We start from the raw sequence: 25,379 nt of genomic DNA on the forward strand, positions 1-25,379 counted from the left end.
CGACGTTACGAGGCCGGATCGCGGCCGTCGTCCCAGCCGCCCAGGGCCTTGTACAAATCCACCGCATTCACCAGCCGGCGCTGCTGCAGCCGGATGTATTGCTGTTCGGATTCGAACAGGCTGCGCTGGGCTTCCAGCATCTCCAGGTAGTCGGCCACGCCGCGCGCATAACGACGCTCGGCCAGTCGCTGGCGCTCGCGGTCGGCGTCGCGCACTTTCCGCTGCGCCTCGATCTGGTCGCGCAGCGCATCGCGCGCCGACAGAGCGTCGGCCACGTCGCGGAACGCGGCCTGCACACTGCCTTCGTACTGCGCCACCGCGATGTGGCGGCGGGTTTCGGCCAGCGACAGGTTGGCGCGGTTGCGGCCGGCGTTGAAGATCGGCAGCGTCAGCCGCGGCGCGAAGGTCCAGCTGCCGGTGCCGGCGCTGAACAGGTCCGAAAAGCTGCCGGCGGTGGTGCCGATGTCGGTGGTCAGTTGCACCGACGGAAAGAAGGCCGCGCGCGCCGCGCCGATGTCGGCGTTGGCCGCCCGCAGCACGTTCTCGGCCTGGCGCAGGTCGGGGCGGCGCATCAGCAGGTCCGACGGCAGGCCGGCCGCCAGTGGCGTCAGGTTCTGGCTTTCCAGCGGCGCCGGGTCGATGCCCGCCGTAAGCGAGAAATCGCCTGCCAACAGGCCCAGCGCATGCCGCGCCAGGCTGGCCTCGCGGATCAGGTCGGCGCGGGTGGCGCGCGAGGTTTCCACCAGCATCTCGGCGGTGCGCAGGCCTATGGCGGTTTCCAGGCCGGCATCGAAGCGGCGCCGGGTCAGTGTCAGCGTCGTCTCGCGCAGGGCCAGCGTGCTGTCCGTCAGGCGCAGTTGCTCGGCCAGCGAACGCTGGTTGAAGTAGGCCGTGGCGGTCTCGGCCACCAGCGCCAGCGTGGCGGCGCGGTGCGCCTCGGCGCTGGCCAGGTAGCGCGACAGCGCCGCGTCGGACAGGCTTTTCACGCGGCCAAAGAAATCCAGCTCGAACGCGGTGATGCCGACGGCGGCACGGTAGCGGTTGGCGACCGGCATGCGCGGCTGGCCGGGTTCCACGGTGCGGCCTCGGCTGAATTCGCCGTTGCCGTCGATGGCGGGCAGGCGTTCCGACTGCTGCACGCCGTACAGTGCGCGCGCCTCTTCGATGCGCAGCGCCGCCACGCGCAGGTCGCGGTTGTTGGCCAGCGCCGCTTCGATCCAGGCTTGCAGCGCCGGGTCGTTGAAATAGGCGCGCCAGTCTTGCGGCGGCGCGGTCTGGCCGGCCTGGGCCGGCGTGTCGTACTGCGCCGGGACGGGCGCCGCAGGGCGCTCATAGGTCGGCGCCAGCGAGCAGCCGGACAAGGCCAGCGCCAGCAGGGTCATGGCCATGGACTTCATGGCGTGGTCTCCAGCGATTCGCGGGCCGGGGGCCGCGCGGGACGGGCGCGCATGCTAACCATGCGCCCCACGATCAGAAAGAACAGCGGCACCAGGAACACCGCCAGCACGGTGGCCGTGATGATCCCGCCCAGCACGCCCGTGCCGATGGCCGCCTGCGCGCCGGACGCGGCGCCGGTGGCCAGCGCCAGCGGCAGCACGCCCACGCCGAACGCCAGCGAGGTCATCACGATGGGCCGCAGCCGCAACCGCGCCGCTTCCAGCGTGGCCGACAGAACGCCCTGGCCATCGCGCACCAGGTCCTTGGCCACTTCCACGATCAGGATCGCGTTCTTGGCCGACAGGCCGATGGTGGCGATCAGGCCGACCTTGAAATAGATGTCGTTGGGCATGCCGCGCACCGTCACGCCCAAGAGTGCGCCGATGACGCCCAGCGGCACCACCAGAATCACGGCCAGCGGGATGGACCAGCTTTCGTACAGCGCAGCCAGGGCCAGGAACACGATCAGCACCGACAGCGCGAACAGCACCGGCGCCTGGTTGCCGGACAGCCGTTCTTCGTACGACTGCCCCGACCAGTCAAAGCCGATGCCGCGCGGCAGCTCGGCCGCCAGCGCTTCCATCGCACGCATGGCCTCGCCGCTGCTGTGCCCCGGCGCCGCCGACCCGTTCAGCGTGAACGACGGAAAGCCGTTGTAGCGGTTCAGCTGCGGCGGGCCCATGTCCCACTTCAGCGTGGCGAAGGCCGACAGCGGCACCATCTGGCCTTGCAGGTTGCGCACGTGCAGACGCGAAATGTCGTCGACGTCGACGCGGCGCTTGCCATCGGCCTGCACCATCACGCGCCGCACCTGGCCGTTTAGCATGAAGTCGCCGATATAGTCCGACCCATACATCACTGCCAGTGCGGTGTTGATCTCGTCGATCGGCACGCCCATGGCCTGCGCCTTGTCGCGGTCCACGCGCAGTTGCAGCTGCGGCGCCTCTTCCTGGCCGGCGAATACCACTTCGGTCAACGCCGGATGCCTGGCGGCGGCCGCCAGCAATTTCTGGCGCGCCTCGGTCAGGGCCTGGTAGCCCAGGCCGCCGCGGTCCTGCAGCCGGAAGTCAAAGCCCGACGTCGAGCCCAGGTCCGGCAGCGGCGGCGAGTTCAGCGCGAACACCATCAGGTTCTTGCGGTCGGCGAAGGCGGCGTTGATGCGCTTGACCACCGCGTCCACGTGCAGCGATGCCGCGCGGCGTTCCTTCCAGTCTTTCAGCGTCACGAAGAACATGGCCGAATTCGGGCCGCTGCCGTACTGGCTGAAGCCGTTGACCGAATACACGTACTGCACCGGCTCGTGCTCCATCATGTAGCGTTCCACGTCCTTCACCACGGCCATGGTCTCGGCCTGGGGCGAGCCCTGCGGCAGGATCACCATGGCCATGAAGCTGCCCTGGTCCTCGTCCGGCAGGAACGATGACGGCAGCCGCGCAAACAGCAGCGCGGCCACGCCGATCACCAGCAGGTAGGCCAGGCCGAAGCGCACCGGCCGCGCCAGCACGCCAGACACCCGCGCCGTGTAGCGCACCGTCAGTCGCGCGAAGGCGCGGTTGAACCAGCCAAAGAAGCCGCGCTTTTCGTGGTGGCCGGCGGGAATCGGCTTGAGCAGGCTGGCGCACAGCGCCGGCGTCAGCGACAGCGCCAGGAATGCCGAAAAGGCAATCGATACGGCGAGCGTCACGGCGAACTGGCGGTAGATATTGCCCACGGCACCGTCAAAGAACGCCATCGGCACGAACACCGACACCAGCACCACCGTGATGCCGACGATGGCGCCACTGATCTGGCCCATGGCCTTGACCGTGGCGTCATGCGGCGACAGGCCTTCCTCGGCCATGATGCGCTCGACGTTCTCGACCACCACGATGGCGTCGTCCACCAGGATGCCGATGGCCAGCACCATGCCGAACATGGTCAGCACGTTGATCGAATAGCCCAGCGCCAGCATCACCCCCAGCGTGCCCAGCAGCGCCACCGGCACCACCAGCGTCGGAATCAGCGTGGCGCGCAGGTTCTGCATGAACAGGTACATCACGCAGAACACCAGCGCCACGGCCTCAAGCAGCGTCATCAGCACCTTCTGGATCGAGATCTCGACGAAGGTCGAGGTCTCGTACGGAATGTCCCAGGTGACGCCGGGCGGGAAGTATTGCGCCAGCTCGCGCATCGTGTCGCGGATGCGGCGGGTGGTTTCGACCGCGTTCGATCCTGGCGCCAGCTTGATGCCCAGGCCGGTGCCGGTCAGGCCGTTCACCCGCGACAGGTACATATAGTCAGTGCCGCCCAGTTCCACCCGCGCCACGTCCTTCAGGCGCAGGGTGGCGCCGCCCGGCTGCGCGCGCAGCGGGATGTTGCCGAACTGCTCGGGCGTGTGCAGCGATTCGCCGGCCACGATGCTGGCGTTCAGCGGCGCGTCCTTCGGCACGGCCTGGTTGCCCAGTTCACCGATGGTGACGCGTGCGTTGTGGCTGCGCAGGGCCGTCACGATGTCGCCGGGCGTCAGCGACAGCGCGGTCAGCTTGGCGGGGTCGGGCCAGATGCGCATCGCCGCTTCCGCGCCGAACGACTGCACTTTGCCCACGCCCTCCACGCGCCGCAGCGCCTGCAGGACGTTGGACGCCGCCAGTTCGCCCAGCTGCATGTCGTCCAGGCTGCCGTCCGACTTCAGCGACACCACCAGCTGGATGTTATCGGCGGCCTTTTCCACCCGCACGCCGTCGCGGCGCACGGATTCGGGCAGGCGCGGCTCGACCGCCTTCAGCCGGTTCTGCACTTCCACCGCCGCGATGTCGGGGTTGGTGCCCTGTTTGAAGGTCAGGTTGATGCTGGCCCAGCCGGTCGAATCGCTGCTGGACGAGGTGTACATCAGGCCCGGGGCGCCGTTCATCTCGCGTTCGATGATGGCGGTGACGGCCTCTTCGACCACCTTGGCCGACGCGCCCGGGTAGCTGGCGCCGATGTTCACGACGGGCGGAGCGATGTCCGGGTACTGCGCCACCGGCAGCGCGCGGATCGACAACAGGCCGACCAACGCGATCAGCAGCGAGATCACCCACGCAAAGACGGGGCGATCGATAAAGAAACGCGCCATGGCGGTTACCTTTTTTCCTGGTTTCCTGCGGCCGGGGCGGGCGCCGTGGGCGCCGCGCGCTCGACCGGTTTGATCGTCTGGCCGGGGGCCAGCTGCGTGACGTTCTCGACGACCACGCGTTCACCGCCCGACAGTCCCTGCGTGATGACCCAGTTCGGGCCCAGCAGGCGATGCGCCGTCACGGCAATGCTGCGCAACGCGCCGTCATCACCCGCTACCAGCAGGTGCGCGCCATCAGCGCCGCGCAGCAGCGCGTTGCGCGGCACCAGGTAGGTGTCGCGGTTGACGGCCTGCTCCAGCCGCACCCGCACGTACATGCCGGGCAGCAGTTCGCGTTCGGGGTTGTCGAACACGGCGCGCAGGGTGATGTTGTCCGTGCCGGGGTCCACCGCCAGGTCCGAGAACGACAGCGTGCCCCCGCGCCCGTATTCCGACCCGTCGGGCAGCACCAGCCGCACCCGCACCTGGTCGGGGGCAACACCCTGTACGGCGCCCGCGCGAATCTGCTTCTGCAACTGTATGACCTCGGCCGCCGGCTGCGAGAAGTTGACGTAGATCGGGTCCAGCTGCTGCACCACTGTCAGCGGCGTGGCCTGGCCTTCGCCCACCAGCGCGCCTTCGGTCACCAGCGCCCGGCGGGCGCGGCCGTCGATCGGCGAGGTCACGCGGGCGTAGTCCAGCTTCAGCTTGGCGCTTTGCAGGTTGGCGCGGGCCAGCGCCACTTCGGCGCGGGCCTGGCGTTCCTGGGCCACGCTTTCGGCGTGGTCGCGTTCGCTGATGGCGCGGTCCGACACCAGGTCGGCGTAGCGGCGCAGCTTGTCGGCCGCGGCCGACAGATTGGCCTGGGCGCGGGCCAGCGACGCGGCCTCGGAGTCGTAGGCGGCCTGCAGCGGCGCCGGATCGATCTGGAACAACGGTGCGCCGCGCGTGACTTCCTGGCCTTCTTCATACAGGCGGCGGATCACGATGCCAGCCACGCGGGCGCGGACCTCGGCCTCGCGATAAGGCTCCAGGCGGCCGGGCAGTTCGCTGGCCACGGCCGTGGGCGTGGGCCGGGCCACGATGACGCCGACTTCGGCGGGCGCCTTGGCGGCTTCAGAAGCATCCTTGGGCGAGCAAGCGGAAACAAGAACCACTACGGTTGCGAGAGCGAGCGCTCTCAGGGGGACTCGGTGCGTCATTTTCTAAAAATTATTGTGGTGCGCCCGGGGAGGGCGAGAGAGGGAAGTGCGCGGGTTTTCCCTGTGGGGCTCGAAGTCTATCATTTAATCCGTCATGCTTGATTAATTGTTTTGTTCAAAAGTATGCTGGCGCCTGCACACATATTTACAGTGCGCCATCGGCGGCCGCCGCAAGTCGGGCCGCCGTTTTCTTGTCCCTTTCCCGTCAACCCTTTTCAAGGAGATCTTTGTATGGCCCGCAAGACGAAAGAAGAGTCCCAACGCACCCGCGACCGCATCCTGGACGCTGCCGAACACGTGTTCCTGTCCAAAGGCGTCGCCAGCACCACCATGAGCGATATCGCCGATTTCGCGGGCGTGTCCCGGGGCGCCGTCTACGGCCATTACAAGAACAAGATCGATGTCTGCATCGCCATGTGCGACCGCGCGCTGGGCGAAGCCGCACCCATGACCCGGGTGTCGACCGAGGGCGAGGCGCTCGAATCGCTCTATACCTCCATGCGCCAGTACGTGCAGATCTACGCTGAAGAAGGCTCGGTGCAGCGCGTGCTGGAAATCCTGTACCTCAAGTGCGAACGCAGCGACGAGAACGCGCCGCTCCTGCGCCGGCGCGACCTGTGGGAACGCCACGCCCTGCGCACGTCCGAAAAACTGCTGCGCGCCGCCGTCAGCCGCGACGACCTGCCGCGCGCCCTGGACGTGCGCCTGTCCAATGTCTATCTGCATTCCCTGATCGAAGGGGTGTTCGGCACCATCTGTTGGTCCGACCGCCTCAAGGGCGATATCTGGCCGCGCGTCGAGCGCATGCTCCGCGCCGCCATCGACACCCTGCGCCTGTCGCCGCAACTGCGGCTGCCGCAAGGCGCCTGAGCGCGCCTGAACGCCCCAGGCCACCCGCCGCGCCGGGATCGCCCGGCGCCGGACCGCGCCCCTACAATCCGGGCATGACCCTCAAGCAACTCGAAGCCTTCTATTGGGCCGCCACCTGCGCCAGTTTCGCCGTGGCGGCCGAGCGCCTGCACCTGTCGGTGTCGTCGCTGTCCAAGCGCATCACCGAGCTTGAAGAAGCGCTGGGTCAGCCGCTGTTCGACCGCGGTGGCCACAAGGCCGTGCTCACCGATGCGGGCCAGCGGCTGGTGCCGCAGGCGCGCGAACTGCTGGCCGCGGCCGACCAGATCCGTGCGTCCCTGGCCGAAACGCCCGGCCTGCGCGGCCGCTGCCGCTTTGGCGTCGGCGAATTGACCGCGCTGACCTGGCTGCCACGCCTGATCGGCGTGGTGCGCGCCGTCTATCCCGACCTGGTGCTGGAGCCCTACGTGGACATCGGCCAGGTGCTGGAACAGCGGGTCGCCGACGGCGAACTGGATTTCGCGGTCATCGCCGGACGTTCGTCGCGGGCCAACATTGCCTCGTCGCCCATCGGCCAGGCCGCGTTCTCGTGGGCCGCGGCCCCGGCGGTGCTGGGCGGCGAAACCCGCATGTCGCCCGCGCTGCTGGCTCGGCTGCCGTTGGTGACCTTGCCCGAAGGCGCGGGCACCACCCGCATCATCGACGACTGGCTGGCTGGGCGCGACATCGCCGGCCAACGGCTCTCGTGCAACAACTGGGGCGCCATCGCGGGTCTCTTGATCGAGGGCACCGGCGTCGGGCTGCTGCCCAGCCATTGGGCTCAGGCGCTGCAGGCGGAAGGCAGCCTCACCGTGCTGCAAGGCGACCCGGAACCGGCCGCGCTGCCGTATTCCTTCCAGCACCGGCGCGACGATACCCGCCCGCTGGTCGCCCGGCTGCGGGAATCGGTGCTGGCGGCCGTGGATTTCTCGGCGCCTTGCCGGCTGCCGTGACGGCGCCCGCCTGGGGGCCGGGGCGTTTCACAGGCGGGGGCGTCCGCAAGGCGGTCGCCGGGCAGGCCATTTAGGCCTTCGACAGCCGCCGCTCTATACAATCGCCGCGCGCCTGGCGCAGAATCCAACAAGAACGTGCGCAACGGGGGGATGGGCCCGGCGATGCAGCACGGCTCAGGGTCTGTTCCCTCATTGCCGGGCGGCGCGCCGCTGGCGGGCAGGGAAGCCGACCCCCTGAATCGACGGAGATCATTCATGCGTAAACTTTGCCTCGCCATGGCCATGGCGGGAATGCTGGCCAGCGGATTGGCGCACGCCCAGTCCACGCTGCGTATCGGCCTGCAAGACGATCCGGACGTGCTCGACCCGGTGCGCGCCCGCACTTTCGTGGGCCGTATCGTGTTCGCCTCGCTGTGCGACAAGCTGGTCGACATCACCCCGGACCTGAAGTTCGTGCCGCAGCTGGCGCAGTCCTGGTCCACCAGCCCCGACAACAAGACGCTGACCTTCAAGCTGCGCACCGACGCCGTGTTCCATGACGGCACCCCGGTCAACGCCGCCGCGGTCAAGGCCAACCTGGATCGCGCCCGCACGCTGCCCGACAGCAACCGCAAGAGCGAACTGGCCACCGTGGCCAGCGTCGATGCGCCGGACGCCGAGACCGTGGTGTTGCACCTGGCCGAACCCGACGCCTCGCTGCTGTCGCAGCTGTCGGACCGCGCCGGCATGATGATCTCGCCGGCCTCGTTCGACAAAGACCCGGGTGGCAAGCCCGTGTGCTCGGGCCCCTACCAGTTCAAGGAACGGGTCCAGAACGACCGCATCGTGCTCGAGAAATTCCCCAAGTACTGGGACGCCGGCAACTATCACTTCGACCGCGTCGTCTTCACGCCGATTCCCGACAACACCGTGCGCCTGAACAACCTGCGCGCCGGCGACCTGGACATCATCGAGCGGGTGGCCCCCAGCGACGCCAAGGCCGTCAAGGACGACCCCAACCTGCGCCTGGCGCCGGTCACGGGCCTGGGCTTCCAGTCGATTTCCGTCAACCTGGGCAATGGCGCGCGCGCCAACAACCCGCTGGCCAAAGACAAGCGCGTGCGCCAGGCGCTGGACCTGGCCATCGACCGCGACGTGCTCAACCAGGTCATCGGCGAAGGCCAGTACCAGCCGGCCTACCAGCCGTTCCCGCCGGCCAGCTTTGCCTACAACAAGTCGTTCGAGCACAGCGGCCGCGATCCCAAGAAGGCCCAGGCGCTCTTGAAGGAAGCGGGCTTTGACCGCGTCAAGTTCGAGATCACCTTCGGCAACAACACCACCATGCAGCAGGTGTTCGAACTGGTGCAGGCCATGGGCGCCGAAGCCGGCTTCGACATCACTCTGCGTCCGGTCGAATTCGCTTCGCTGCAATCGTCGCTGGCTCGCGGCGACTTCGAAGTCGGTCAAAGCGGCTGGTCCGGCCGGGTCGACCCCAGCGGCAACATCCACCAGTACCTCAGCTGCAAGGGCAACCTGAACGACGGCAAGTTCTGCGACGCGGAAACCGACAAGCTGCTCAATGACGCCCGCGCCGAACCCGACACGGCCAAGCGCCGCGCCATGTACGACAAGGTGCTGTCGGTCATGCAGGACCAGCGTCCCATCGTCTACCTGTTCTACCTGCCCTGGACCTTCGGCGCGCAGAAGAAGCTGGACGGCTTCGTGCCGTACCCCGATGGCCTGATCCGCCTGAAGGGCGTCAGCCTCGCCAAGAAATAAGCCCTGATCGCGGGACCCGGCAAACGGGTCCCGTTTTTACTTATTGCTGCGGCCACCGGCCTCCCGCCGTCCGCAACAGGATCGCACCATGTTTACGACTCGCCCGGAAATCCTCGGCACCTTCGGTGTCGTGACCTCTACCCACTGGCTGGCCAGCTCGGCCGGCATGTCGCTGCTGGAACGCGGCGGCAACGCCTTCGACGCCTGTGTCGCTTCGGCCTTCGTGCTGCAAGTGGTGGAACCCCACCTGGTCGGCCCGGCCGGCGAAGTGCCCGCGGTGTTCTATTCCGCCCGCACCCAGAAGCTGGAAGTGCTGTGCGGCCAGGGCACCACCCCCGCCGGCGCCACGCTGGACCGCTACCGCGCCGAAGGCCTCAAACTCATCCCCGGCAACGGCCTCCTGGCCACCGTCATTCCCGGCGCGTTCGACGCCTGGATGCAGCTGCTGCGCGACCACGGCACCATGCGGGTGCGCGACGTACTCGAACCCGCCATCTATTACGCCGAGCACGGCCATGCGCTGATGCCGCGCATCTCCAACACCATCGCCGGCCTGAAGGACTTCTTCCAGACCCACTGGCCCACCACCGCCGAGATTTACGTGCCCGGCGGTAATGTGCCCGAAGCCCGCAAGCTGTTCCGCAACCCCGCGCTGGCGCGCACCTGGACGCGCGTGCTGCAGGCCGCCGAACAGGCCGGCGGCGACCGCGAACGCCAGATCGAGGCCGCCCGCGACGCGTTCTACCGTGGCTTCGTGGCCGAGGCCATCGACCGGTTCGCCCGCGGCAACGAGGTCATGGACGAAAGCGGCGAACGCCATCGCGGCGTCATCACCGCCGACGACCTGGCCGGCTGGTCGGCCAGCTACGACAAGCCCGCCACGTACGATTACCACGGCTACACCGTCGCCAAGGCGGGCGCCTGGAGCCAGGGGCCGGTGTTCCTGCAAACGCTGGCGCTGCTCAAAGAGATGGACCTGGCCGGCGTCGGGCCGAACAGCGCCGAATTCGTGCACCGGGTCACCGAGGCCATGAAGCTGGCCTTCGCCGACCGCGAGGCCTACTACGGCGATCCGGCCTTCGTCGACGTGCCGCTGGACCCGTTGCTGTCCGACGACTACAACGCCGCGCGCCGCGCCCTGATCGGCGAACAGGCCTCGCACGAACTGCAACCCGGCCTGATTCCCGGCTTCGAAGCCCAGGTCGCCCGCGTCATGGACACCCTGCAACGCCTGTCCAAGGTCTCGGCGCCCGGCAGCGTCACCAACGAGCCGACCCTGGCCGACATGCGCGCCTCGGTCAAGCGCGGCGACACCACCCACGTGGACGTCATCGACCGCTGGGGCAACATGATCTCGGCTACGCCGTCGGGCGGCTGGTTCCAGTCTTCGCCGGTCATCCCGGAACTGGGCTTCGGTCTGAACACCCGCGCCCAGATGTTCTGGCTGGAAGAAGGCCTGCCTGGCACGCTGGCGCCCGGCAAGCGCCCGCGCACCACGCTCACGCCGTCCCTGGCCTTGCGCGACGGCCGGCCCTACCTGGCCTTCGGCACCCCGGGCGGCGACCAGCAGGAACAGTGGCAACTGCTGTTCTTCCTGCGCCACGTGCACCATGGCTTGAATCTGCAGGAAGCCATCGACCTGCCCATGTCGCACACCATGCACTTCCCGTCGTCGTTCTATCCGCGGGACCGCAAGCCGGGCCATCTGGCGGTCGAAAGCGGCTTCGGCGTCGACACCATCGAGGCTTTGCGTGCGCGCGGACACCAGATCGAGGAAGTACCGCAATGGTCGGTCGGCCGCCTGACCGCCGCCTCGCGCGACGCCGACGGCCTGCTGCACGCCGCGGCCACGCCTCGCTTGATGCAGGCCTACGCCGTCGGTCGCTAGGCCTTCAGGCCATCGGCCCTCAGGGCCGCGCGGCGGCTTGCGCAGCCGCGCGAGCCGCCGCGGTTGCGGCGATTTGCCGCCATGGGCTATCTTTTGCCCATGACGCCAAACCAGCAGAGCCCGATGACAGGGGCTCGTCCCCTGACGGGACAAGAACCTCTCTTCATCGTCCTGAATACCGGCTCCGGGCGCGGCGACGCGCAGGTGTTGCAGGACACCATCCGCCGCGTGCTCGACGAGGCCGGCCGGCCTTACCAGCTGATGCCCGTCGACGACCCGTCGCGGCTGACCGAGACCGCGCAGGCGGCGGTGGCCCAGGCCCGCGAGGCGCAAGGCATCGTGGTGGCCGCGGGCGGCGACGGCACGCTCAACGCGGTGGCCAGCCAGGTGGTGGGGCAGGGCGTGCCGTTCGGCATCCTGCCGCAGGGCACCTTCAACTACTTCGGCCGCCGCTACGGCATCTCGCAAGACACCGAACCCGCGCTGCGCAGCCTCTTGGCCGGCGAGCTGCGGCCCGTGCAGGTGGGTATGCTCAACGGCCGCCTCTTCCTGGTCAATGCCAGCCTGGGCCTGTATCCGCAATTGCTCGAAGACCGCGAGGCCTACAAGCAGCGCTTTGGCCGCAGCCGCCTGGTGGCCCTGTGGTCCGGCCTGGTGACCTTGCTGCGCGCGCCGCGCCAGCTCAGCCTGCGGCTCGAATACGAAGGGCGTGCGCGCGACCTGCGCTCGCCGACCCTGGTGGTCGGCAACAATCGCCTGCAACTCGAACACATCGGCATTGACCCCACCGAACTCGACCGCAACCGCCTGGTCGCCATGGCCGCGCGTCCGGTGGGCACGCTGGCGCTGTACGGCCTGCTGCTGCGTGGCCTCTTCAGCCGCCTGGGCGAGGCCGAACACGTCATCAGCTTCGCCTTCGATCGTCTCACCGTGGGCATCCGCGGACGCCACCGGGTCAAGGTCGCGATGGACGGTGAAATCTCCTGGATGGACACTCCGCTTGAATTCAAGGTGTCCGAGCATCCCCTGCCGCTGGTGGTGCCGGCGCAGGCGGATGCCGGGGGGCGCCCATGACGCGCATCCTGCAGTTCTCCGACACCCACTTCGGCACCGAGCGCAAACCCGTCGTCGAGGCCGCGCTGGACCTGGCCCGGTCGCTGTCGCCGGACCTGGTCGTCATCAGCGGCGACATCACCCAGCGCGCCCGCCGCGGCCAGTTCGCCGCCGCCCGCAAGTTCATCGAGCGCCTGTCGTTGCCGGTGCTGGCCGTGCCGGGCAACCACGACATTCCGCTCTACAACGTCTTTGCCCGGGCGCTCAATCCCTACGGCAACTACAAGCGCGCGCTGGGCGCCGTGCTCGAGCCCGTCTTCGAGAACGCCGGGCTGCTGGCCATCGGCGTCAACACGACCCGGCCGCGGCGCCACAAGGATGGCGAGATCTCCGACACGCAGATCGCCCGGGTGGCGCAGCGCCTGCGCCAGGCCAGGCCGGGCCAGTTGCGGGTCGTGGTGGCGCACCATCCGGTGCGCGCCAAGGTCGAGTCCGACCGCCACAACCTGCTGTTCGGCCGCGAACGCGCGCTGGCGGCCTGGGCCCAGGCCGGCATCGACCTGATCCTGGGCGGCCACATCCACCTGCCGTACGTGTTGCCGGCCAGCGCAGACCCGGCGCTCGCAGCCGGCTGGGTGGTGCAGGCCGGCACCGCCTGCTCGCGCCGGGTGCGCGGCAGCATTCCCAATTCGGTCAACCTCATCACGCGCGAACCCTCGGGCGATGGCCAGGTCTGCCACGTCGAGCGCTGGGACTACGCCGCCGCCACCCACGCCTTCGCCCCGGTCGACAAGACCCTGGTGTCGGGATAGCGAGGGCACGATGACCGCCGCCTATGCCGAGTGGGTTGCCTCCCACGCGCTGCTCCTCTTGATCCTGCTGCCGCTGGCCTCGGCGGCCTTGGCGGCGGCGCTGGCCCGCGCTTATGTGCTGGCCAGTCCATCCGCCCGTCTGGCCGGTTTTGCCGGCGCCGTGGGGCTGGCGTGCGCGGCATTCCTGTCCCTGGCGGCTGCGGTCACCCGGCCCGGCGGCGTGGTCGAATTCGACAGCGCCCTGGCGTCCGCGCTCAGCATGTCGCTGTCCGATTCGCTGTTGTGGCTGCTGTCGTGGTTCACCACGCTGGGCGATCGCGATTTCCTGACCGTCATCGCCGTGGCCATGACCGCCACGCTGCTGCTGCGGCGGCAATGGCTGCTGGCCGCCTTCTGCGCGACCGCCACCGGCGGGGGCGGCGCGCTCAACTGGCTGCTCAAGCATGGCTTTGAACGCGTCCGGCCCGAGCACGACCACGGTTTCGCCACCGCGGTGGGCTGGAGCTTTCCCAGCGGCCACGCCTCGGCCGCCATGGCGGTGTACGGTGCGGCCTGCTATCTGGCCTGGCGCCTGGCGCCCCGGTCATGGCGCCTGCCCGGGGTAGCCCTGGCCGCCGCGCTGGTCATGGCGATCGGGCTCAGCCGCATCCTGCTGCAGGTGCATTTCGCCAGCGACGTTGCCGCCGGCTTTGCCATCAGTTTCGCCTGGCTGGCGCTCTGCGCGGCCGTGGCCGAGCGCCTGGGCCGCGCATCACGGCAGGATCAGGGCATTCAGTAACCGTGCCTGCGGCTCGCCGGCAGAGGCCGGGCGCAGCGGCGCGCAGGCATAGCGCCCGCCGGCCGTGGCAATCGCCTGGTCCAGCCGGCGCGCCCGTTCCGGCGGCGGCGGCTCCAGGTCCACGATCAGTTTGCCTGCCACCTGCGCCGTCACCTCGCCGTCGCTGAAGCGCTCCAGCGTGCGGTCGATCTCGCGTTCGCGCGGCAATGCCAGCACGATGGTGTCCGATTCCGCCAGCGCCTCGCGCGCCGAGGTTGCCAGCGTCGCGCTGCCACGGAAATCCTCGCAGCGGTCCGGGTCGATGTCATAGATCGTCAGGGCAATGTCGGGTTCGGCCGCCAGCAGCCGCTGCGCTGCCAGCGTGCCGGTACGGCCCATGCCCACGATGCTGATCCGCGGGCTCATGGCTTGGGCACCGACCAGGTGCTGACGATATGCGCCAGCGGCTCGTCCGACCCGGCGGCGGTCAGGATGACCTCGCCCGCCGACAGCCGGCCCACCTTCAGCAGCCGCGCATCGGCATGAATCGCTCCGGCCGGGCTCTTGCGCAGGAAGTTGATGGTCAGGCTGGCCGTCACGGCGTGGGCCTGCCCGGTGGCGCCGACCACCGCCGCATACATGGCCAGGTCCGCCAGCCCCATCAGCATGGGCCCGGCCACGATGCCGCCCAGCCGCTGGTGGCTGTCGCGGGCAGGCAGCACCGCCAGCGCGGTGCCGCGGCCGATCCGCTGCACCTCGATGCCCAGCAATTGCGAAAAAGGATGTTGTTCGGCCAGCAGCAGGCGAAAGTCGGCCAGGCTGATCAGCGGCGCCTCGGCATCGGCGCAGGGCAGGGTGGTGGCGGTCATCGTTGTTCCAGCGCGTTGCAGTAGTGATCCAGCAGGATGTCGGCCCGCTGGCCCAGGGATTTCAGGCGATGGGTGTGCAGCAGCAGCAACAGGCCGATGAGATAGGTGAAGACATTCATCTGCTCGGCCTGCACGGTTTCCGGGGGCCAGGCCTTGGTGCGCGCCAGCGCGATGCCCAGCAGGTCCACGCACTGCCGCAGTCGGCCGTTGAGTTGTTCGTCCATCTCGCGGCCCAGGCCGCGCGGCCCCAGCCCCTGGAACAAATACAGGCCCAGCGAGAAATCGGTGCGGCGTTCGGCGTAGTAGCCGAAGAAGGCCTGGATCGCCCGGCGTGCGGCGGTGGCTGCTTCGCCGCCCGCTGTCGCCGCCGCCAGGTGCGCGTGCAGCCGCTGCAGGGATTCGTCCAGCAGGGCGCCGTACAGGATCTCCTTGCCCCCGAACCAGGGGTAGATCGCGCCCGTGGTGCAGCCGGCCTCCTTGGCGATGGCGCGCAAGGTGGTCTTTTCCAGGCCGTCACGCTCGAACACCCGCTGCGCGGCGTCCAGGATCATTTGGCGGCGCAGGGCGCTCAGGCGTTCGTTGCGGTCGGCGCGCTGGGTCGGGGTGGGCATACGTCGATGAGGCGGTGGCGGGGCGCCGGAATATGTCTATGTTCTTAAATGATATCGATGATTTATTTATATAACAACGTTATTGAAACTGACGCGAAAGAACAGGTTCAATGCCGCAGGGCGACTCGGGCAAACGCGGTACAACGGGTCCGGCGGGATGGGAAAGGCGCCTGAAAGAAACGCTGGCGACGCACCCCATTTATTAGGGCCAGGGCTGAAAGTCGCATGGATACGTGGTCGTTTGCAAAACGCCGGGTTAGCCCTAGTGCCATTGGCGCGATGTTGCAATATCCCAACAGGGCTGTCGCAAACCTGCACTTTTCTGACCCGGACCATAGCCAGCCCCCCTGATTTTTGATGCAATAGCGTCAACTTCCCTTCGCGGAGTTAGGGGGGCGGCAGGCTGGTTTGCTGGATTGCTGCTCTTGTCACTCAAATCAACGGAGATTTCTTAAATGAAAAAGACTCTGCTCGCTGCCGCCCTGCTCGCCGGTTTCGCCGGTGTCGCCCAGGCAGAAACGTCTGTCACCCTGTACGGCATCATCGACACGGGCCTCGGCTACAACAAGATCAGCGGTGGTACCGACGCTCAGAACGGTAGCAAGTTCGGCATGATCAACGGCGTCCAGAACGGTTCGCGCTGGGGTCTGCGTGGTTCGGAAGATCTGGGTGACGGCCTGCGCGCTGTTTTCCAACTGGAATCGGGCTTTGATTCGGGTAACGGCACGTCGGCCCAAGGTGGCCGTCTGTTCGGTCGTCAAGCCACCGTCGGTCTGGCCAGCGACAGCTGGGGTCAACTGGACTTCGGTCGCCAAACCAACATCGCGTCGAAGTACTTCGGCTCGATCGACCCGTTCGGCGCTGGTTTCGGCCAAGCTAACATCGGTATGGGCCTGAGCGCCACGAACACCGTCCGCTACGACAACATGGTCCTGTACCAAACCCCGTCGTTCAGCGGCTTCCAGTTCGGCGTCGGCTACTCGTTCAACGCGAACGACGTCAACACCGCCCAAACCGGCTTCAAGACCGCCGACAACACCCGCGCCATCACGACCGGCCTGCGTTACGTCAACGGCCCGCTGAACGTCGCTCTGTCGTTCGACCAACTGAACGCCTCGAACAAGCTGACCCAAGGTCAAGTTGACGCCACCCCGCGTCAATACACCATCGGCGGTTCGTACGACTTCGAAGTTGTGAAGCTGGCTCTGGCCTACGCTCGCACGACCGACGGCTGGTTCGGTAGCCAAGACGTCAAGACCTCGGCCGGCACCGTCGGCTTCGGCACCAACGCCTTCGCTGATGGCTTCAAGGCCAACTCGTACCTGGTCGGCCTGTCGGCCCCGATCGGCGGCGCTTCGAGCCTGTTCGGTTCGTGGCAGCGCGTTTCGGCCAGCGGCACGCAGCTGACCGGCGACGACGCTACGATGAACGTGTTCAACCTGGGCTACACGTACGACCTGTCCAAGCGTACCAACCTGTACACGTACGGTTCGTATGCCAAGAACTACGCCTTCATCGACGGCCTGAAGTCGACCGCTGTCGGCGTCGGCATCCGTCACCGCTTCTAATCCAAAGCAGGGCGCAAGCCCTGCCTGGATTTGCAGCGCATGAGCGGGTTTCGGCCCGCTCATATGAAGCCACCTTTCGGGGTGGCTTTTTTTATTTTCAATCGGGATTTTGCGGCCACTGTGCGGGCGTTTTTGGGTGCCTGCTGGAGGTGTGGGCGCGGCGTGCGTTAAGCTTGTTTTCTTCCGCCGAAAACTGCCATTGTTCCATCAGAGGAATGCAGTCTTTCACCCGCTGTTCCCGCTACAGAGTTCAGCCAGAAGTAACCGCGCGAATGCTACAATCCTAAGGTTTGCGCATTTGACGGACGCCTGAATGAACCTGCAACAGTATTTTCCCGTCCTGCTGTTTATCGTAGTGGCCACCCTTATCGGGTTCGCGCTTCTGACGGCCGGCTCCCTCCTTGGCCCGCGGCGTCCTTACGCCGAGAAGCTATCACCCTATGAGTGCGGCTTCGAAGCCTTCGAAGACGCCCGCATGAAGTTTGACGTGCGCTACTACCTCGTGGCGATTCTGTTCATTCTTTTCGACCTGGAAATCGCGTTCCTGTTCCCCTGGGCCATCGCCCAAGGTACGGTCGGGCTCGTCGGCTTCTGGACGGTCATGGTTTTCCTCGCCGTGTTGACCGTCGGCTTCATCTACGAATGGAAAAAGGGCGCGCTGGACTGGGAATAACCCGCCGCCGGGTTGTTCACTGCATTTCACTGCACGCTATCAGAGACGAATATGGCTATAGACGGCATTCTCAAGCAAGGGTTCATCACTACCAGCGCCGACAAGTTCCTTAACTGGGCGAAGACGGGCTCCATGTGGCCCATGACCTTCGGCCTGGCCTGTTGCGCGGTCGAGATGATGCACGCGGGCGCGGCCCGCTACGACCTGGACCAGTTCGGCATCATCTTCCGTCCCAGCCCCCGCCAGTCCGATCTGATGATCGTTGCCGGCACGCTGTGCAACAAGATGGCGCCGGCGCTGCGCAAGGTCTATGACCAGATGCCCGAGCCGCGCTGGGTCGTGTCCATGGGCTCCTGTGCCAATGGCGGTGGTTATTACCACTACTCGTATTCCGTGGTGCGCGGCTGCGATCGCATCGTACCGGTAGACGTCTACGTGCCGGGCTGCCCGCCCACGGCCGAGGCGCTGGTCTACGGCTTGCTGCAGATGCAGAACAAGATCCGTCTGACCAACACGATTGCGCGCTGATTCTTCGTACCGGTCCGCGGCCGCCACAACGCCGCCGCAGGCCCCTTCGAAACAGCGTATCGGTTCACCTAAGCGTACAAGATGATGACCAGGCTCGAAACCCTGAAAAACAATTTGCAGACCACCCTCGGCGCGGATATCGCGCTGACCGAGGCGCTGGGCGAGCTGACGCTCGAAGTGCCCGCGGAACAATGGTTCGCGGTCTGCAACAAGCTGCGCACCGAAGCTGGCCTGCGCTTTGAAACCTGTATCGACCTCTGTGGCGTCGACTACCTGACGTGGGGCAACGGCACGCGCGAACTGCCCGAGGAAGCCAACGCCAAGGTCCACCGCGCCCGTTTCGCGATCGTCGTGCACCTGTTGTCCATCGAGAACAACTGGCGCCTGCGCGTGCGCACCTGGGCCGCCGACGATGAATTCCCCATCGTTGCCTCGCTGATGGAATGCTGGCCCGCCGTGGGCTGGTTCGAGCGCGAAGCCTTCGACCTGTACGGCATCGTCTTCGAAGGCCACCCCGACCTGCGCCGCATCCTCACCGACTACGGCTTCATCGGCCACCCGTTCCGCAAAGACTTCCCGCTGTCCGGCACCGTCGAAATGCGCTACGACCCGGAACAACGGCGCGTCATTTACCAGCCCGTCACGATCGACCCGCGCGAGATCACTCCGCGCGTGGTCCGCGAAGACACCTACGGCTTGGGGCGTTAAATCATGGCAGAAATCAAGAACTACACGCTTAACTTCGGCCCGCAGCACCCGGCTGCGCACGGTGTGTTGCGCCTGGTGCTCGAGCTGGACGGCGAAGTCATCCAGCGCGCCGACCCGCACATCGGCCTGCTGCATCGCGCCACCGAAAAGCTGGCCGAGCACAAGACCTACATCCAGGCGCTGCCCTACATGGACCGCCTGGACTACGTGTCCATGATGTGCAACGAGCACGCCTACGTCATGGCCATCGAAAAGCTGCTGGGTGTCGAGGCCCCGCTGCGCGCGCAGTACATCCGCGTGATGTTCGACGAGATCACCCGTCTCCTGAATCACCTGATGTCGCTGGGCTCGCACGCGCTGGACGTGGGCGCCATGGCCGTGTTCCTGTACGCCTTCCGTGAACGCGAAGACCTGATGGACTGCTACGAAGCGGTCTCGGGCGCGCGCATGCACGCGGCCTACTACCGTCCGGGCGGCGTCTACCGCGACCTGCCGGACACGATGCCGCAGTACGGCGACACCAGCAAATATCGCGGCGAAAAGGAAATGCGCGTCATGAACGACGCCCGTTCCGGTTCGCTGCTGGACTTCATCGAAGACTTCACCAACCGCTTCCCCGCCTGCGTCGACGAGTACGAAACCCTGCTCACCGACAACCGCATCTGGAAGCAGCGCCTGGTGGGCATCGGCGTGGTCGATCCCGAACGCGCCAAGGCGCTGGGCTTCACCGGCCCGATGCTGCGCGGTTCCGGCGTCGCCTGGGACCTGCGCAAGATGCAGCCCTACGAAGTCTACGACCTGCTCGATTTCGACATCCCCGTGGGTGTCAACGGCGACTGCTACGACCGCTACCTGGTCCGTATCGCCGAAATGCGTGAAAGCAACCGCATCATCCGCCAGTGCGTGGAATGGCTGCGCAACAACCCGGGCCCGGTCATGATCGAGAATCACAAGATCGCCCCGCCCAAGCGCACCGCCATGAAGACCAACATGGAAGAGCTGATCCATCACTTCAAGCTCTTCACCGAAGGTTTCCACGTGCCCCCCGGTGAAGCGTTTGCCTCGGTGGAACACCCGAAGGGCGAGTTCGGCATCTACCTGGTGTCGGATGGCGCCAACAAGCCTTACCGCCTGAAGATTCGGGCGCCCGGCTTCGTCCACCTGCAATCGCTGGATGAAATGTCGCGCGGTCACATGATCGCCGACGCCGTCACCATCATTGGTACGCAAGACATCGTTTTCGGCGAGATCGATCGCTGATCCGCCCAGACAGTCACGAGCACGCCCGCATAACCCGGATTCAAACTATGCTGCTTTCCGAACAGGCCTACCAGAAAATCGACCGAGAACTCGCGAAGTTCCCGGCCGACCAGCGGCAGTCCGCCATCATGGCCTCTCTTGCGATCGCGCAAGAAGAGAAGGGCTGGTTGGCTACCGACATTATTGAAGATGTGGCCAACTACATCGGCGTCCCGCCCATCGCGGTCCAGGAAGTCGCCACCTTCTACAACATGTTCGACGTCAAGCCCGTCGGCAAGAACAAGATCGCCGTCTGCACGAACTTGCCCTGTGCCTTGCGCGACGGCGAACGCGCTGGCGACTACCTCAAGCGCAAGCTGGGCGTGGACTATCGCGAAACCACCGCCGACGGCCAGTTCACCCTGGTCGAGGGCGAATGCATGGGCGCTTGCGGCGATTCCCCCGTGCTGATCGTGAACAACAAGCATATGTGCGTGCGCATGACCGAAGAGAAGCTGGACGCGCTGGTCGCGACCCTCAAGGCGCAAGGAGAGTCGGCATGAACGCGCCCGACATCTACAAGCAGTTCGCGCAAGGGCTCGAGCCCAACCCGCTGAACGACCTGGCCAATTCGATGTGCCTGCACGGCCGGCATATCAAGCCGCAGATCATGGCCGACGTCGACGGCGCCAACTGGCGCCTGGCCGACTACGTCAAGCGCGGCGGCTACGAAGCCCTGCGCAAGATCCTCACCACCGGCATGAAGCCGGAAGACGTGATCGCCGAAGTCAAGGCTTCGGGCCTGCGCGGCCGTGGCGGCGCGGGCTTCCCGACCGGCCTGAAGTGGAGCTTCATGCCGCGCGCCTTCCCGGGCCAGAAGTACCTCGTCTGCAACTCCGACGAAGGCGAACCGGGCACGTTCAAGGATCGCGACATCCTGCGCTTCAACCCGCACATCGTGATCGAAGGCATGGCCATTGCCGCCTACGCCATGGGTATCAGCGTCGGCTACAACTACATCCACGGTGAAATCTTCGAAGTCTACGAGCGCTTCGAAGAGGCCCTCGAAGAGGCGCGCGCCGCCGGCTTCCTGGGCGACAAGATCCTGGGTTCGGAATTCAACTTCCAGCTGCACGCCTTCCACGGCTACGGCGCCTACATCTGCGGCGAAGAAACGGCGCTGCTCGAATCGCTGGAAGGCAAGAAAGGCCAGCCGCGCTTCAAGCCGCCTTTCCCCGCCAGCTTCGGCCTGTACGGCAAGCCCACCACCATCAACAACACCGAAACCTTCGCGGCGGTGCCCTGGATCATCCGCAACAGCGGCCAGGCCTACCTCGAAGTCGGCAAGCCCAACAACGGCGGCACCAAGCTGTTCTCGATCACCGGCGACGTCGAACGTCCCGGCAACTACGAGATCCCGCTGGGCACCCCGTTCTCGACGCTGCTGGAACTGGCTGGCGGCATGCGCGGCGGCAAGAAGCTCAAGGCGGTCATCCCCGGCGGCTCCAGCGCCCCGGTGCTGCCGGCCGACATCATGATGGAAACCACGATGGACTACGACGCCATCGCCAAGGCGGGTTCCATGCTGGGTTCGGGCGCCGTCATCGTCATGGACGAAACGCGCTGCATGGTGAAGTCGCTGCTGCGCCTGTCGTATTTCTATTTCGAGGAAAGCTGCGGCCAGTGCACGCCGTGCCGCGAAGGCACCGGCTGGCTCTACCGCATGGTGCACCGCATCGAAAACGGTCACGGCCGTCCGGAAGATCTGGACATGCTGGACAACGTGGCAGGCAACATCATGGGCCGCACCATCTGCGCCCTGGGTGACGCCGCCGCCATGCCCGTCCGTGGCTTCCTCAAGCATTTTCGCGACGAATTCGCGCACCACATCGAGCACAAGTCTTGTGTGGTTCCGCAATATCTGTAGGTCTCAGGAACAGCAATGGTTGAACTAACCGTCGACGGCAATACGGTAGAAGTGCCCGAGGGCAGCATGGTGATGCATGCGGCCCAGAAAGTCGGGCTTTACGTGCCGCATTTCTGCTACCACAAGAAACTGTCCATCGCGGCGAACTGCCGCATGTGCCTGGTCGAAGTGGAAAAAGCGCCCAAGGCGCTGCCCGCCTGCGCCACCCCCGTGACGAACGGCATGGTCGTGCACACCTGCTCCGAGAAGGCTCGCGCCGCTCAGAAGTCGGTGATGGAATTCTTGCTCATCAATCACCCGCTCGACTGCCCGATCTGCGATCAGGGCGGCGAATGCCAGCTGCAAGACCTGGCCGTGGGTTATGGCGGCTCCGCCTCGCGCTACCAGGAAGAAAAGCGCGTGGTGTTCCACAAGGACCTCGGTCCGCTGGTTTCCGCCGAGGAAATGAGCCGCTGCATCCACTGCACCCGCTGCGTGCGCTTCGGCCAGGAAATCGCAGGCGTCATGGAACTGGGCATGCTGGGCCGTGGCGAGCACTCCGAAATCACGTCGTTCGTGGGCCGCTCGATCGAGTCGGAGCTCTCGGGCAACATGATCGACATCTGTCCGGTGGGCGCGCTGACCTCCAAGCCCTTCCGCTACAGCGCCCGTACCTGGGAGCTGGCTCGCCGCCGTTCGGTCAGCCCGCACGACAGCCTGGGCGCCAACCTGGTCGTCCAGGTCAAGGGCGACCGCGTGATGCGCGTGGTCCCGTTCGAAGACGACGCCGTCAACGAATGCTGGATCAGCGACCGCGACCGCTTCTCGTACGAAGGCCTGAACAGCGAAGACCGCCTGTCCGCCCCGATGATCAAGGGCACCGACGGCAAGTGGCAGGAAGCTTCGTGGGCCGACGCCCTGGCTGCCGTGGCCCAAGGCCTGTCGCGGGTTCGCGACAGCTTCGGCGCCGGCCAGATCGGCGCGTTGGCGTCCGAATACGCCACCACTGAAGAATACGCACTGCTGGGCCGCCTGGTGCGCGCGCTGGGTTCGGAAAACATCGACTTCCGCCTGCGCCAGACCGATGCCGCCTTCGACGCCGCCCTGACCGGCGCGCCGTGGCTGGGCATGCCTATCGCCGAACTCGACAACCTGGACCGCGTCCTGGTCGTCGGCTCGTTCCTGCGCAAGGATCACCCGCTGATGGCCCAGCGCCTGCGCCAGGCCGCCAAGCGCGGTACGCAGATCCTGATGGTCGACAGCGCCGCCGACGATCCCCTGATGCCCGTCGCCGGCCGCATCACCGTGGCCCCGTCCGAGCTGCCGCGCGCGCTGGCCGAAGTCGCCGTCGCCCTGGCGCAAGCCAAGGACGCCGCGGTGCCGGCCGAATTCGCCTCGGTCACGCCGGGCGAAAACGCCAAAATCATCGCCGCCAGCCTGGCTTCCGGCGCCAACACCGCCGTGCTGCTGGGCAACCTGGCCGTGGCCAGCGCCCAGGCCTCGACCCTGGCCGCCAACGGCCGCGCCGTGGCTGACCTGGCCGGCGGCAAGTTCGGCTTCCTGACCTCCGGCGGCAACACCGTCGGCGGTTACCTGGCCGGTGCCGTGCCGGGCAAGGGCGGCAAGAACGCCGCCGCCATGCTGGCCGAGCCGCTCAAGGCCTACGTCGTGCTGCACGCCGAGCCGCTGCTGGATGCCGACAACGGCCAGCAGGCAATCGCCGCGCTGCGCGGTGCGCAGTTCGCCGTGGCCCTGACGCCTTACCGTTCGGCCGCTGCCGAGTGGGCCGACGTCATGCTGCCGGTGGCGCCGTTCACCGAAACCTCGGGTACGTTCGTCAACGCCCAGGGCCTGGCCCAGAGCTTCAAGGGCACGGTCGCGCCGTTCGGCCAGACCCGTCCGGCCTGGAAGGTCCTGCGCGTGCTGGGCAACGTCCTGCACCTGGCGGGTTTCGACGATGAAACGTCCGAATCCGTGCGCGACGCCGCGCTGGCGGGTGGCATCGAAGGCCGCCTGTCCAACGACATCAAGGCGCCGCTGGGCCTGGGCCAGGCCGTGGCCGGCCTGGAACGCGTGGCCGACGTGCCGATCTACCGCAGCGACGCCATGGTGCGCCGCTCGGAACCGCTGCAGGCCGCGCCGGCTTCGAAGAAGCCCGCCGCGCGCATGAACGGCCGCACGCTCACCAGCCTCGGCCTGACCGCCGGCGTCAAGGTGCGCGTGACGGGCGGGCAGGGCGCCGTCGAGCTCGAAACCGTGCAGGACGATGCCGTGGCCGATCGCGCCGTGCGCATTTCCGCAGCCTTTGAAAATACCGCAGCCCTGGGTGGCGCATTTGGTCAACTCAGCGTGGAGCGTGCCTGATGGAATGGCTCAATGTTCTTGAAAGCCAGGGTACGGCACTGCTGGGCCCGACGGTCTGGATGGTGCTCTGGACCCTCATCAAGATTGTCGTCATCGCCGTGCCGATCATCCTGTGCGTCGCCTACCTGACGTACTGGGAACGCAAGATGATCGGCGCCATGCACGTGCGCATGGGCCCGAACCGCGTCGGTTTCAAGGGGCTGTTGCAGCCTTTCGCCGACGTCTTCAAGCTGCTGACCAAGGAAGTCGTGGTTCCCAGCCAGGCCAACAAGGTGCTGTTCATCGTGGCCCCGGTGGTCACGCTGATGCCGGCGCTGGCGGCCTGGGCCGTGGTGCCTTTCGGCCCCGACGTCGTGCTGGCCAACGTCAATGCCGGCCTGCTGTACATCATGGCCATCACCTCCGTTGGCGTGTATGGCGTGATCGTCGCCGGCTGGGCCTCGAACTCCAAGTACGCGTTCCTGGGCGCGCTGCGCGCCTCGGCCCAGATGCTGTCCTATGAACTGGCCATCGGCTTCGTGCTGGTGACGGTGCTGCTGGTGTCCGGCAGCCTGAACATGTCGGAAATCGTGCATGTGCAGAACCGCGGCTGGTTCGCCGACAAGGGCCTGACGTTCCTGTCCTGGAACTGGCTGCCGCTGTTGCCGCTGTTCGTGATCTACGTGATCTCGGCCGTGGCCGAAACCAACCGCCACCCGTTCGACGTGGTGGAAGGCGAATCCGAAATCGTGGCCGGTCACATGGTCGAGTATTCGGGTATGGCCTTTGCCCTGTTCTTCCTGGGTGAATACGCCAACATGATCCTGCTGTCGTGCATGGCATCGATCATGTTCCTGGGCGGTTGGGCATCGCCGATCGATATCGCGCCGCTGACCTGGATTCCGGGTTGGATCTGGCTGGGTCTCAAGACGTTCTTCGTGGTCTCGTTGTTCGTGTGGTTCCGCGCTTCTTTCCCGCGCTACCGCTACGACCAGATCATGCGTTTGGGTTGGAAAATCTTCATCCCGCTGACCGGCGTTTGGCTGGTCGTGGTGGCGATCTGGATGCAGACGCCCTGGAACATTTGGCGCTAAGCCGCCAGGCAGAGGCAGG

The 25,379-nt window shown here is 66.6% G+C and carries 22 protein-coding genes; 16 read left to right on the top strand and 6 right to left on the bottom strand.

What is annotated here, in order from left to right; genetic code table 11:
• Positions 1-5 precede the first annotated feature (5 nt).
• The 3 genes from oprZ to AC3WMR_RS01755 are packed head-to-tail and all read right to left on the bottom strand — an operon-like array spanning position 6 to position 5,712.
• Positions 6-1,397 carry a multidrug efflux RND transporter outer membrane subunit OprZ gene (gene oprZ / locus AC3WMR_RS01745; protein ID WP_492262428.1) on the bottom strand — a complete coding sequence of 464 codons (1,392 nt, stop codon included), beginning with the start codon at positions 1,395-1,397 and terminating at the stop codon, positions 6-8.
• Positions 1,394-4,531: a multidrug efflux RND transporter permease subunit AxyY gene (gene axyY, locus AC3WMR_RS01750; RefSeq protein WP_492262429.1), complete on the bottom strand. Its 3,138-nt coding sequence runs from the start codon at positions 4,529-4,531 to the stop codon at positions 1,394-1,396. The genes oprZ and axyY overlap by 4 nt, the downstream gene beginning before the upstream one ends.
• Before the next feature lie 5 nt (positions 4,532-4,536).
• Positions 4,537-5,712, bottom strand: a complete 1,176-nt coding sequence (locus tag AC3WMR_RS01755) for a MexX/AxyX family multidrug efflux RND transporter periplasmic adaptor subunit (protein WP_492262430.1) — start codon at positions 5,710-5,712, stop codon at positions 4,537-4,539.
• A gap of 231 nt (positions 5,713-5,943) precedes the next feature.
• Between AC3WMR_RS01755 and axyZ the strand changes: the two genes are divergently transcribed.
• The 7 genes from axyZ (at position 5,944) to AC3WMR_RS01790 (ending at position 13,842) form a co-directional block, all read left to right on the top strand.
• Positions 5,944-6,582 carry a multidrug efflux transcriptional repressor AxyZ gene (gene axyZ, locus AC3WMR_RS01760; RefSeq protein ID WP_025137046.1) on the top strand — a complete coding sequence of 213 codons (639 nt, stop codon included), beginning with the start codon at positions 5,944-5,946 and terminating at the stop codon, positions 6,580-6,582.
• A 74-nt stretch (positions 6,583-6,656) separates the two neighbouring features.
• Positions 6,657-7,553, top strand: coding sequence for a LysR family transcriptional regulator (locus tag AC3WMR_RS01765; protein WP_492262431.1), 897 nt, complete (start codon positions 6,657-6,659; stop codon positions 7,551-7,553).
• A 255-nt stretch (positions 7,554-7,808) separates the two neighbouring features.
• Entirely contained in the window at positions 7,809-9,311 is a 1,503-nt protein-coding gene (locus AC3WMR_RS01770) for an ABC transporter substrate-binding protein (protein WP_025137048.1), read from the top strand.
• Positions 9,312-9,399: 88 nt separating this feature from the next.
• Positions 9,400-11,199, top strand: a complete 1,800-nt coding sequence (locus AC3WMR_RS01775; protein WP_492262432.1) for a gamma-glutamyltransferase family protein — start codon at positions 9,400-9,402, stop codon at positions 11,197-11,199.
• A gap of 99 nt (positions 11,200-11,298) precedes the next feature.
• Positions 11,299-12,273 (top strand): diacylglycerol/lipid kinase family protein, encoded by a 975-nt coding sequence (locus AC3WMR_RS01780; RefSeq protein ID WP_492262859.1) that lies wholly within the window; start codon positions 11,299-11,301, stop codon positions 12,271-12,273.
• Positions 12,270-13,064, top strand: coding sequence for a metallophosphoesterase family protein (locus tag AC3WMR_RS01785; protein WP_492262433.1), 795 nt, complete (start codon positions 12,270-12,272; stop codon positions 13,062-13,064). The genes AC3WMR_RS01780 and AC3WMR_RS01785 overlap by 4 nt, the downstream gene beginning before the upstream one ends.
• A gap of 10 nt (positions 13,065-13,074) precedes the next feature.
• Positions 13,075-13,842: a phosphatase PAP2 family protein gene (locus tag AC3WMR_RS01790; RefSeq protein WP_492262434.1), complete on the top strand. Its 768-nt coding sequence runs from the start codon at positions 13,075-13,077 to the stop codon at positions 13,840-13,842.
• Here AC3WMR_RS01790 and AC3WMR_RS01795 read toward each other — a convergent pair.
• From AC3WMR_RS01795 to AC3WMR_RS01805, 3 genes are read right to left on the bottom strand one after another with little or no spacing between them, the layout of a single operon-like run.
• Entirely contained in the window at positions 13,816-14,247 is a 432-nt protein-coding gene (locus AC3WMR_RS01795) for an NAD(P)-binding domain-containing protein (protein WP_492262435.1), read from the bottom strand. The genes AC3WMR_RS01790 and AC3WMR_RS01795 overlap by 27 nt on opposite strands.
• Positions 14,244-14,690, bottom strand: a complete 447-nt coding sequence (locus tag AC3WMR_RS01800; protein ID WP_492262436.1) for a PaaI family thioesterase — start codon at positions 14,688-14,690, stop codon at positions 14,244-14,246. Before AC3WMR_RS01800 ends, AC3WMR_RS01795 begins: the two co-directional genes overlap by 4 nt.
• Positions 14,687-15,301, bottom strand: a complete 615-nt coding sequence (locus AC3WMR_RS01805) for a TetR/AcrR family transcriptional regulator (RefSeq protein WP_492262437.1) — start codon at positions 15,299-15,301, stop codon at positions 14,687-14,689. Before AC3WMR_RS01805 ends, AC3WMR_RS01800 begins: the two co-directional genes overlap by 4 nt.
• Before the next feature lie 455 nt (positions 15,302-15,756).
• Between AC3WMR_RS01805 and AC3WMR_RS01810 the strand changes: the two genes are divergently transcribed.
• From AC3WMR_RS01810 to nuoH, 9 genes are all read left to right on the top strand, one after another.
• Positions 15,757-16,869, top strand: coding sequence for a porin (locus tag AC3WMR_RS01810; RefSeq protein WP_492262438.1), 1,113 nt, complete (start codon positions 15,757-15,759; stop codon positions 16,867-16,869).
• 313 nt (positions 16,870-17,182) lie between these two features.
• A complete protein-coding gene (locus AC3WMR_RS01815) occupies positions 17,183-17,542 on the top strand; it encodes an NADH-quinone oxidoreductase subunit A (RefSeq protein ID WP_006217959.1) in 360 nt (119 codons plus the stop codon).
• Positions 17,543-17,593: 51 nt separating this feature from the next.
• Positions 17,594-18,070, top strand: coding sequence for a NuoB/complex I 20 kDa subunit family protein (locus AC3WMR_RS01820; RefSeq protein ID WP_006217960.1), 477 nt, complete (start codon positions 17,594-17,596; stop codon positions 18,068-18,070).
• 81 nt (positions 18,071-18,151) lie between these two features.
• Positions 18,152-18,778: an NADH-quinone oxidoreductase subunit C gene (locus AC3WMR_RS01825; protein ID WP_492262439.1), complete on the top strand. Its 627-nt coding sequence runs from the start codon at positions 18,152-18,154 to the stop codon at positions 18,776-18,778.
• A 3-nt stretch (positions 18,779-18,781) separates the two neighbouring features.
• Positions 18,782-20,038: an NADH-quinone oxidoreductase subunit D gene (locus tag AC3WMR_RS01830; protein WP_054429653.1), complete on the top strand. Its 1,257-nt coding sequence runs from the start codon at positions 18,782-18,784 to the stop codon at positions 20,036-20,038.
• A 47-nt stretch (positions 20,039-20,085) separates the two neighbouring features.
• Positions 20,086-20,580, top strand: a complete 495-nt coding sequence (nuoE, locus tag AC3WMR_RS01835; protein WP_025137059.1) for an NADH-quinone oxidoreductase subunit NuoE — start codon at positions 20,086-20,088, stop codon at positions 20,578-20,580.
• Positions 20,577-21,944, top strand: coding sequence for an NADH-quinone oxidoreductase subunit NuoF (nuoF, locus tag AC3WMR_RS01840; protein ID WP_025137060.1), 1,368 nt, complete (start codon positions 20,577-20,579; stop codon positions 21,942-21,944). The genes nuoE and nuoF overlap by 4 nt, the downstream gene beginning before the upstream one ends.
• Before the next feature lie 15 nt (positions 21,945-21,959).
• The gene (nuoG, locus tag AC3WMR_RS01845; RefSeq protein WP_492262440.1) at positions 21,960-24,287 is read left to right on the top strand and encodes an NADH-quinone oxidoreductase subunit NuoG; all 2,328 of its coding nucleotides are present in this window, start codon (positions 21,960-21,962) and stop codon (positions 24,285-24,287) included.
• Positions 24,287-25,360: an NADH-quinone oxidoreductase subunit NuoH gene (nuoH, locus tag AC3WMR_RS01850; RefSeq protein ID WP_492262441.1), complete on the top strand. Its 1,074-nt coding sequence runs from the start codon at positions 24,287-24,289 to the stop codon at positions 25,358-25,360. Before nuoG ends, nuoH begins: the two co-directional genes overlap by 1 nt.
• The last annotated feature ends 19 nt before the right edge of the window (positions 25,361-25,379 follow it).

The sequence above is a fragment of the Achromobacter sp. FW305-C-28 genome (assembly GCF_058783235.1).

What these genes read in the sequence shown, in the direction of transcription:
- oprZ (WP_492262428.1), bottom strand. Translation starts at nt 1,397, where the DNA reads ATGAAGTCCATGGCCATGACCCTGCTGGCGCTGGCCTTGTCCGGCTGC.
- axyY (WP_492262429.1), bottom strand. Translation starts at nt 4,531, where the DNA reads ATGGCGCGTTTCTTTATCGATCGCCCCGTCTTTGCGTGGGTGATCTCG.
- AC3WMR_RS01755 (WP_492262430.1), bottom strand. Translation starts at nt 5,712, where the DNA reads ATGACGCACCGAGTCCCCCTGAGAGCGCTCGCTCTCGCAACCGTAGTG.
- axyZ (WP_025137046.1), top strand. Translation starts at nt 5,944, where the DNA reads ATGGCCCGCAAGACGAAAGAAGAGTCCCAACGCACCCGCGACCGCATC.
- AC3WMR_RS01765 (WP_492262431.1), top strand. Translation starts at nt 6,657, where the DNA reads ATGACCCTCAAGCAACTCGAAGCCTTCTATTGGGCCGCCACCTGCGCC.
- AC3WMR_RS01770 (WP_025137048.1), top strand. Translation starts at nt 7,809, where the DNA reads ATGCGTAAACTTTGCCTCGCCATGGCCATGGCGGGAATGCTGGCCAGC.
- AC3WMR_RS01775 (WP_492262432.1), top strand. Translation starts at nt 9,400, where the DNA reads ATGTTTACGACTCGCCCGGAAATCCTCGGCACCTTCGGTGTCGTGACC.
- AC3WMR_RS01780 (WP_492262859.1), top strand. Translation starts at nt 11,299, where the DNA reads ATGACGCCAAACCAGCAGAGCCCGATGACAGGGGCTCGTCCCCTGACG.
- AC3WMR_RS01785 (WP_492262433.1), top strand. Translation starts at nt 12,270, where the DNA reads ATGACGCGCATCCTGCAGTTCTCCGACACCCACTTCGGCACCGAGCGC.
- AC3WMR_RS01790 (WP_492262434.1), top strand. Translation starts at nt 13,075, where the DNA reads ATGACCGCCGCCTATGCCGAGTGGGTTGCCTCCCACGCGCTGCTCCTC.
- AC3WMR_RS01795 (WP_492262435.1), bottom strand. Translation starts at nt 14,247, where the DNA reads ATGAGCCCGCGGATCAGCATCGTGGGCATGGGCCGTACCGGCACGCTG.
- AC3WMR_RS01800 (WP_492262436.1), bottom strand. Translation starts at nt 14,690, where the DNA reads ATGACCGCCACCACCCTGCCCTGCGCCGATGCCGAGGCGCCGCTGATC.
- AC3WMR_RS01805 (WP_492262437.1), bottom strand. Translation starts at nt 15,301, where the DNA reads ATGCCCACCCCGACCCAGCGCGCCGACCGCAACGAACGCCTGAGCGCC.
- AC3WMR_RS01810 (WP_492262438.1), top strand. Translation starts at nt 15,757, where the DNA reads ATGAAAAAGACTCTGCTCGCTGCCGCCCTGCTCGCCGGTTTCGCCGGT.
- AC3WMR_RS01815 (WP_006217959.1), top strand. Translation starts at nt 17,183, where the DNA reads ATGAACCTGCAACAGTATTTTCCCGTCCTGCTGTTTATCGTAGTGGCC.
- AC3WMR_RS01820 (WP_006217960.1), top strand. Translation starts at nt 17,594, where the DNA reads ATGGCTATAGACGGCATTCTCAAGCAAGGGTTCATCACTACCAGCGCC.
- AC3WMR_RS01825 (WP_492262439.1), top strand. Translation starts at nt 18,152, where the DNA reads ATGATGACCAGGCTCGAAACCCTGAAAAACAATTTGCAGACCACCCTC.
- AC3WMR_RS01830 (WP_054429653.1), top strand. Translation starts at nt 18,782, where the DNA reads ATGGCAGAAATCAAGAACTACACGCTTAACTTCGGCCCGCAGCACCCG.
- nuoE (WP_025137059.1), top strand. Translation starts at nt 20,086, where the DNA reads ATGCTGCTTTCCGAACAGGCCTACCAGAAAATCGACCGAGAACTCGCG.
- nuoF (WP_025137060.1), top strand. Translation starts at nt 20,577, where the DNA reads ATGAACGCGCCCGACATCTACAAGCAGTTCGCGCAAGGGCTCGAGCCC.
- nuoG (WP_492262440.1), top strand. Translation starts at nt 21,960, where the DNA reads ATGGTTGAACTAACCGTCGACGGCAATACGGTAGAAGTGCCCGAGGGC.
- nuoH (WP_492262441.1), top strand. Translation starts at nt 24,287, where the DNA reads ATGGAATGGCTCAATGTTCTTGAAAGCCAGGGTACGGCACTGCTGGGC.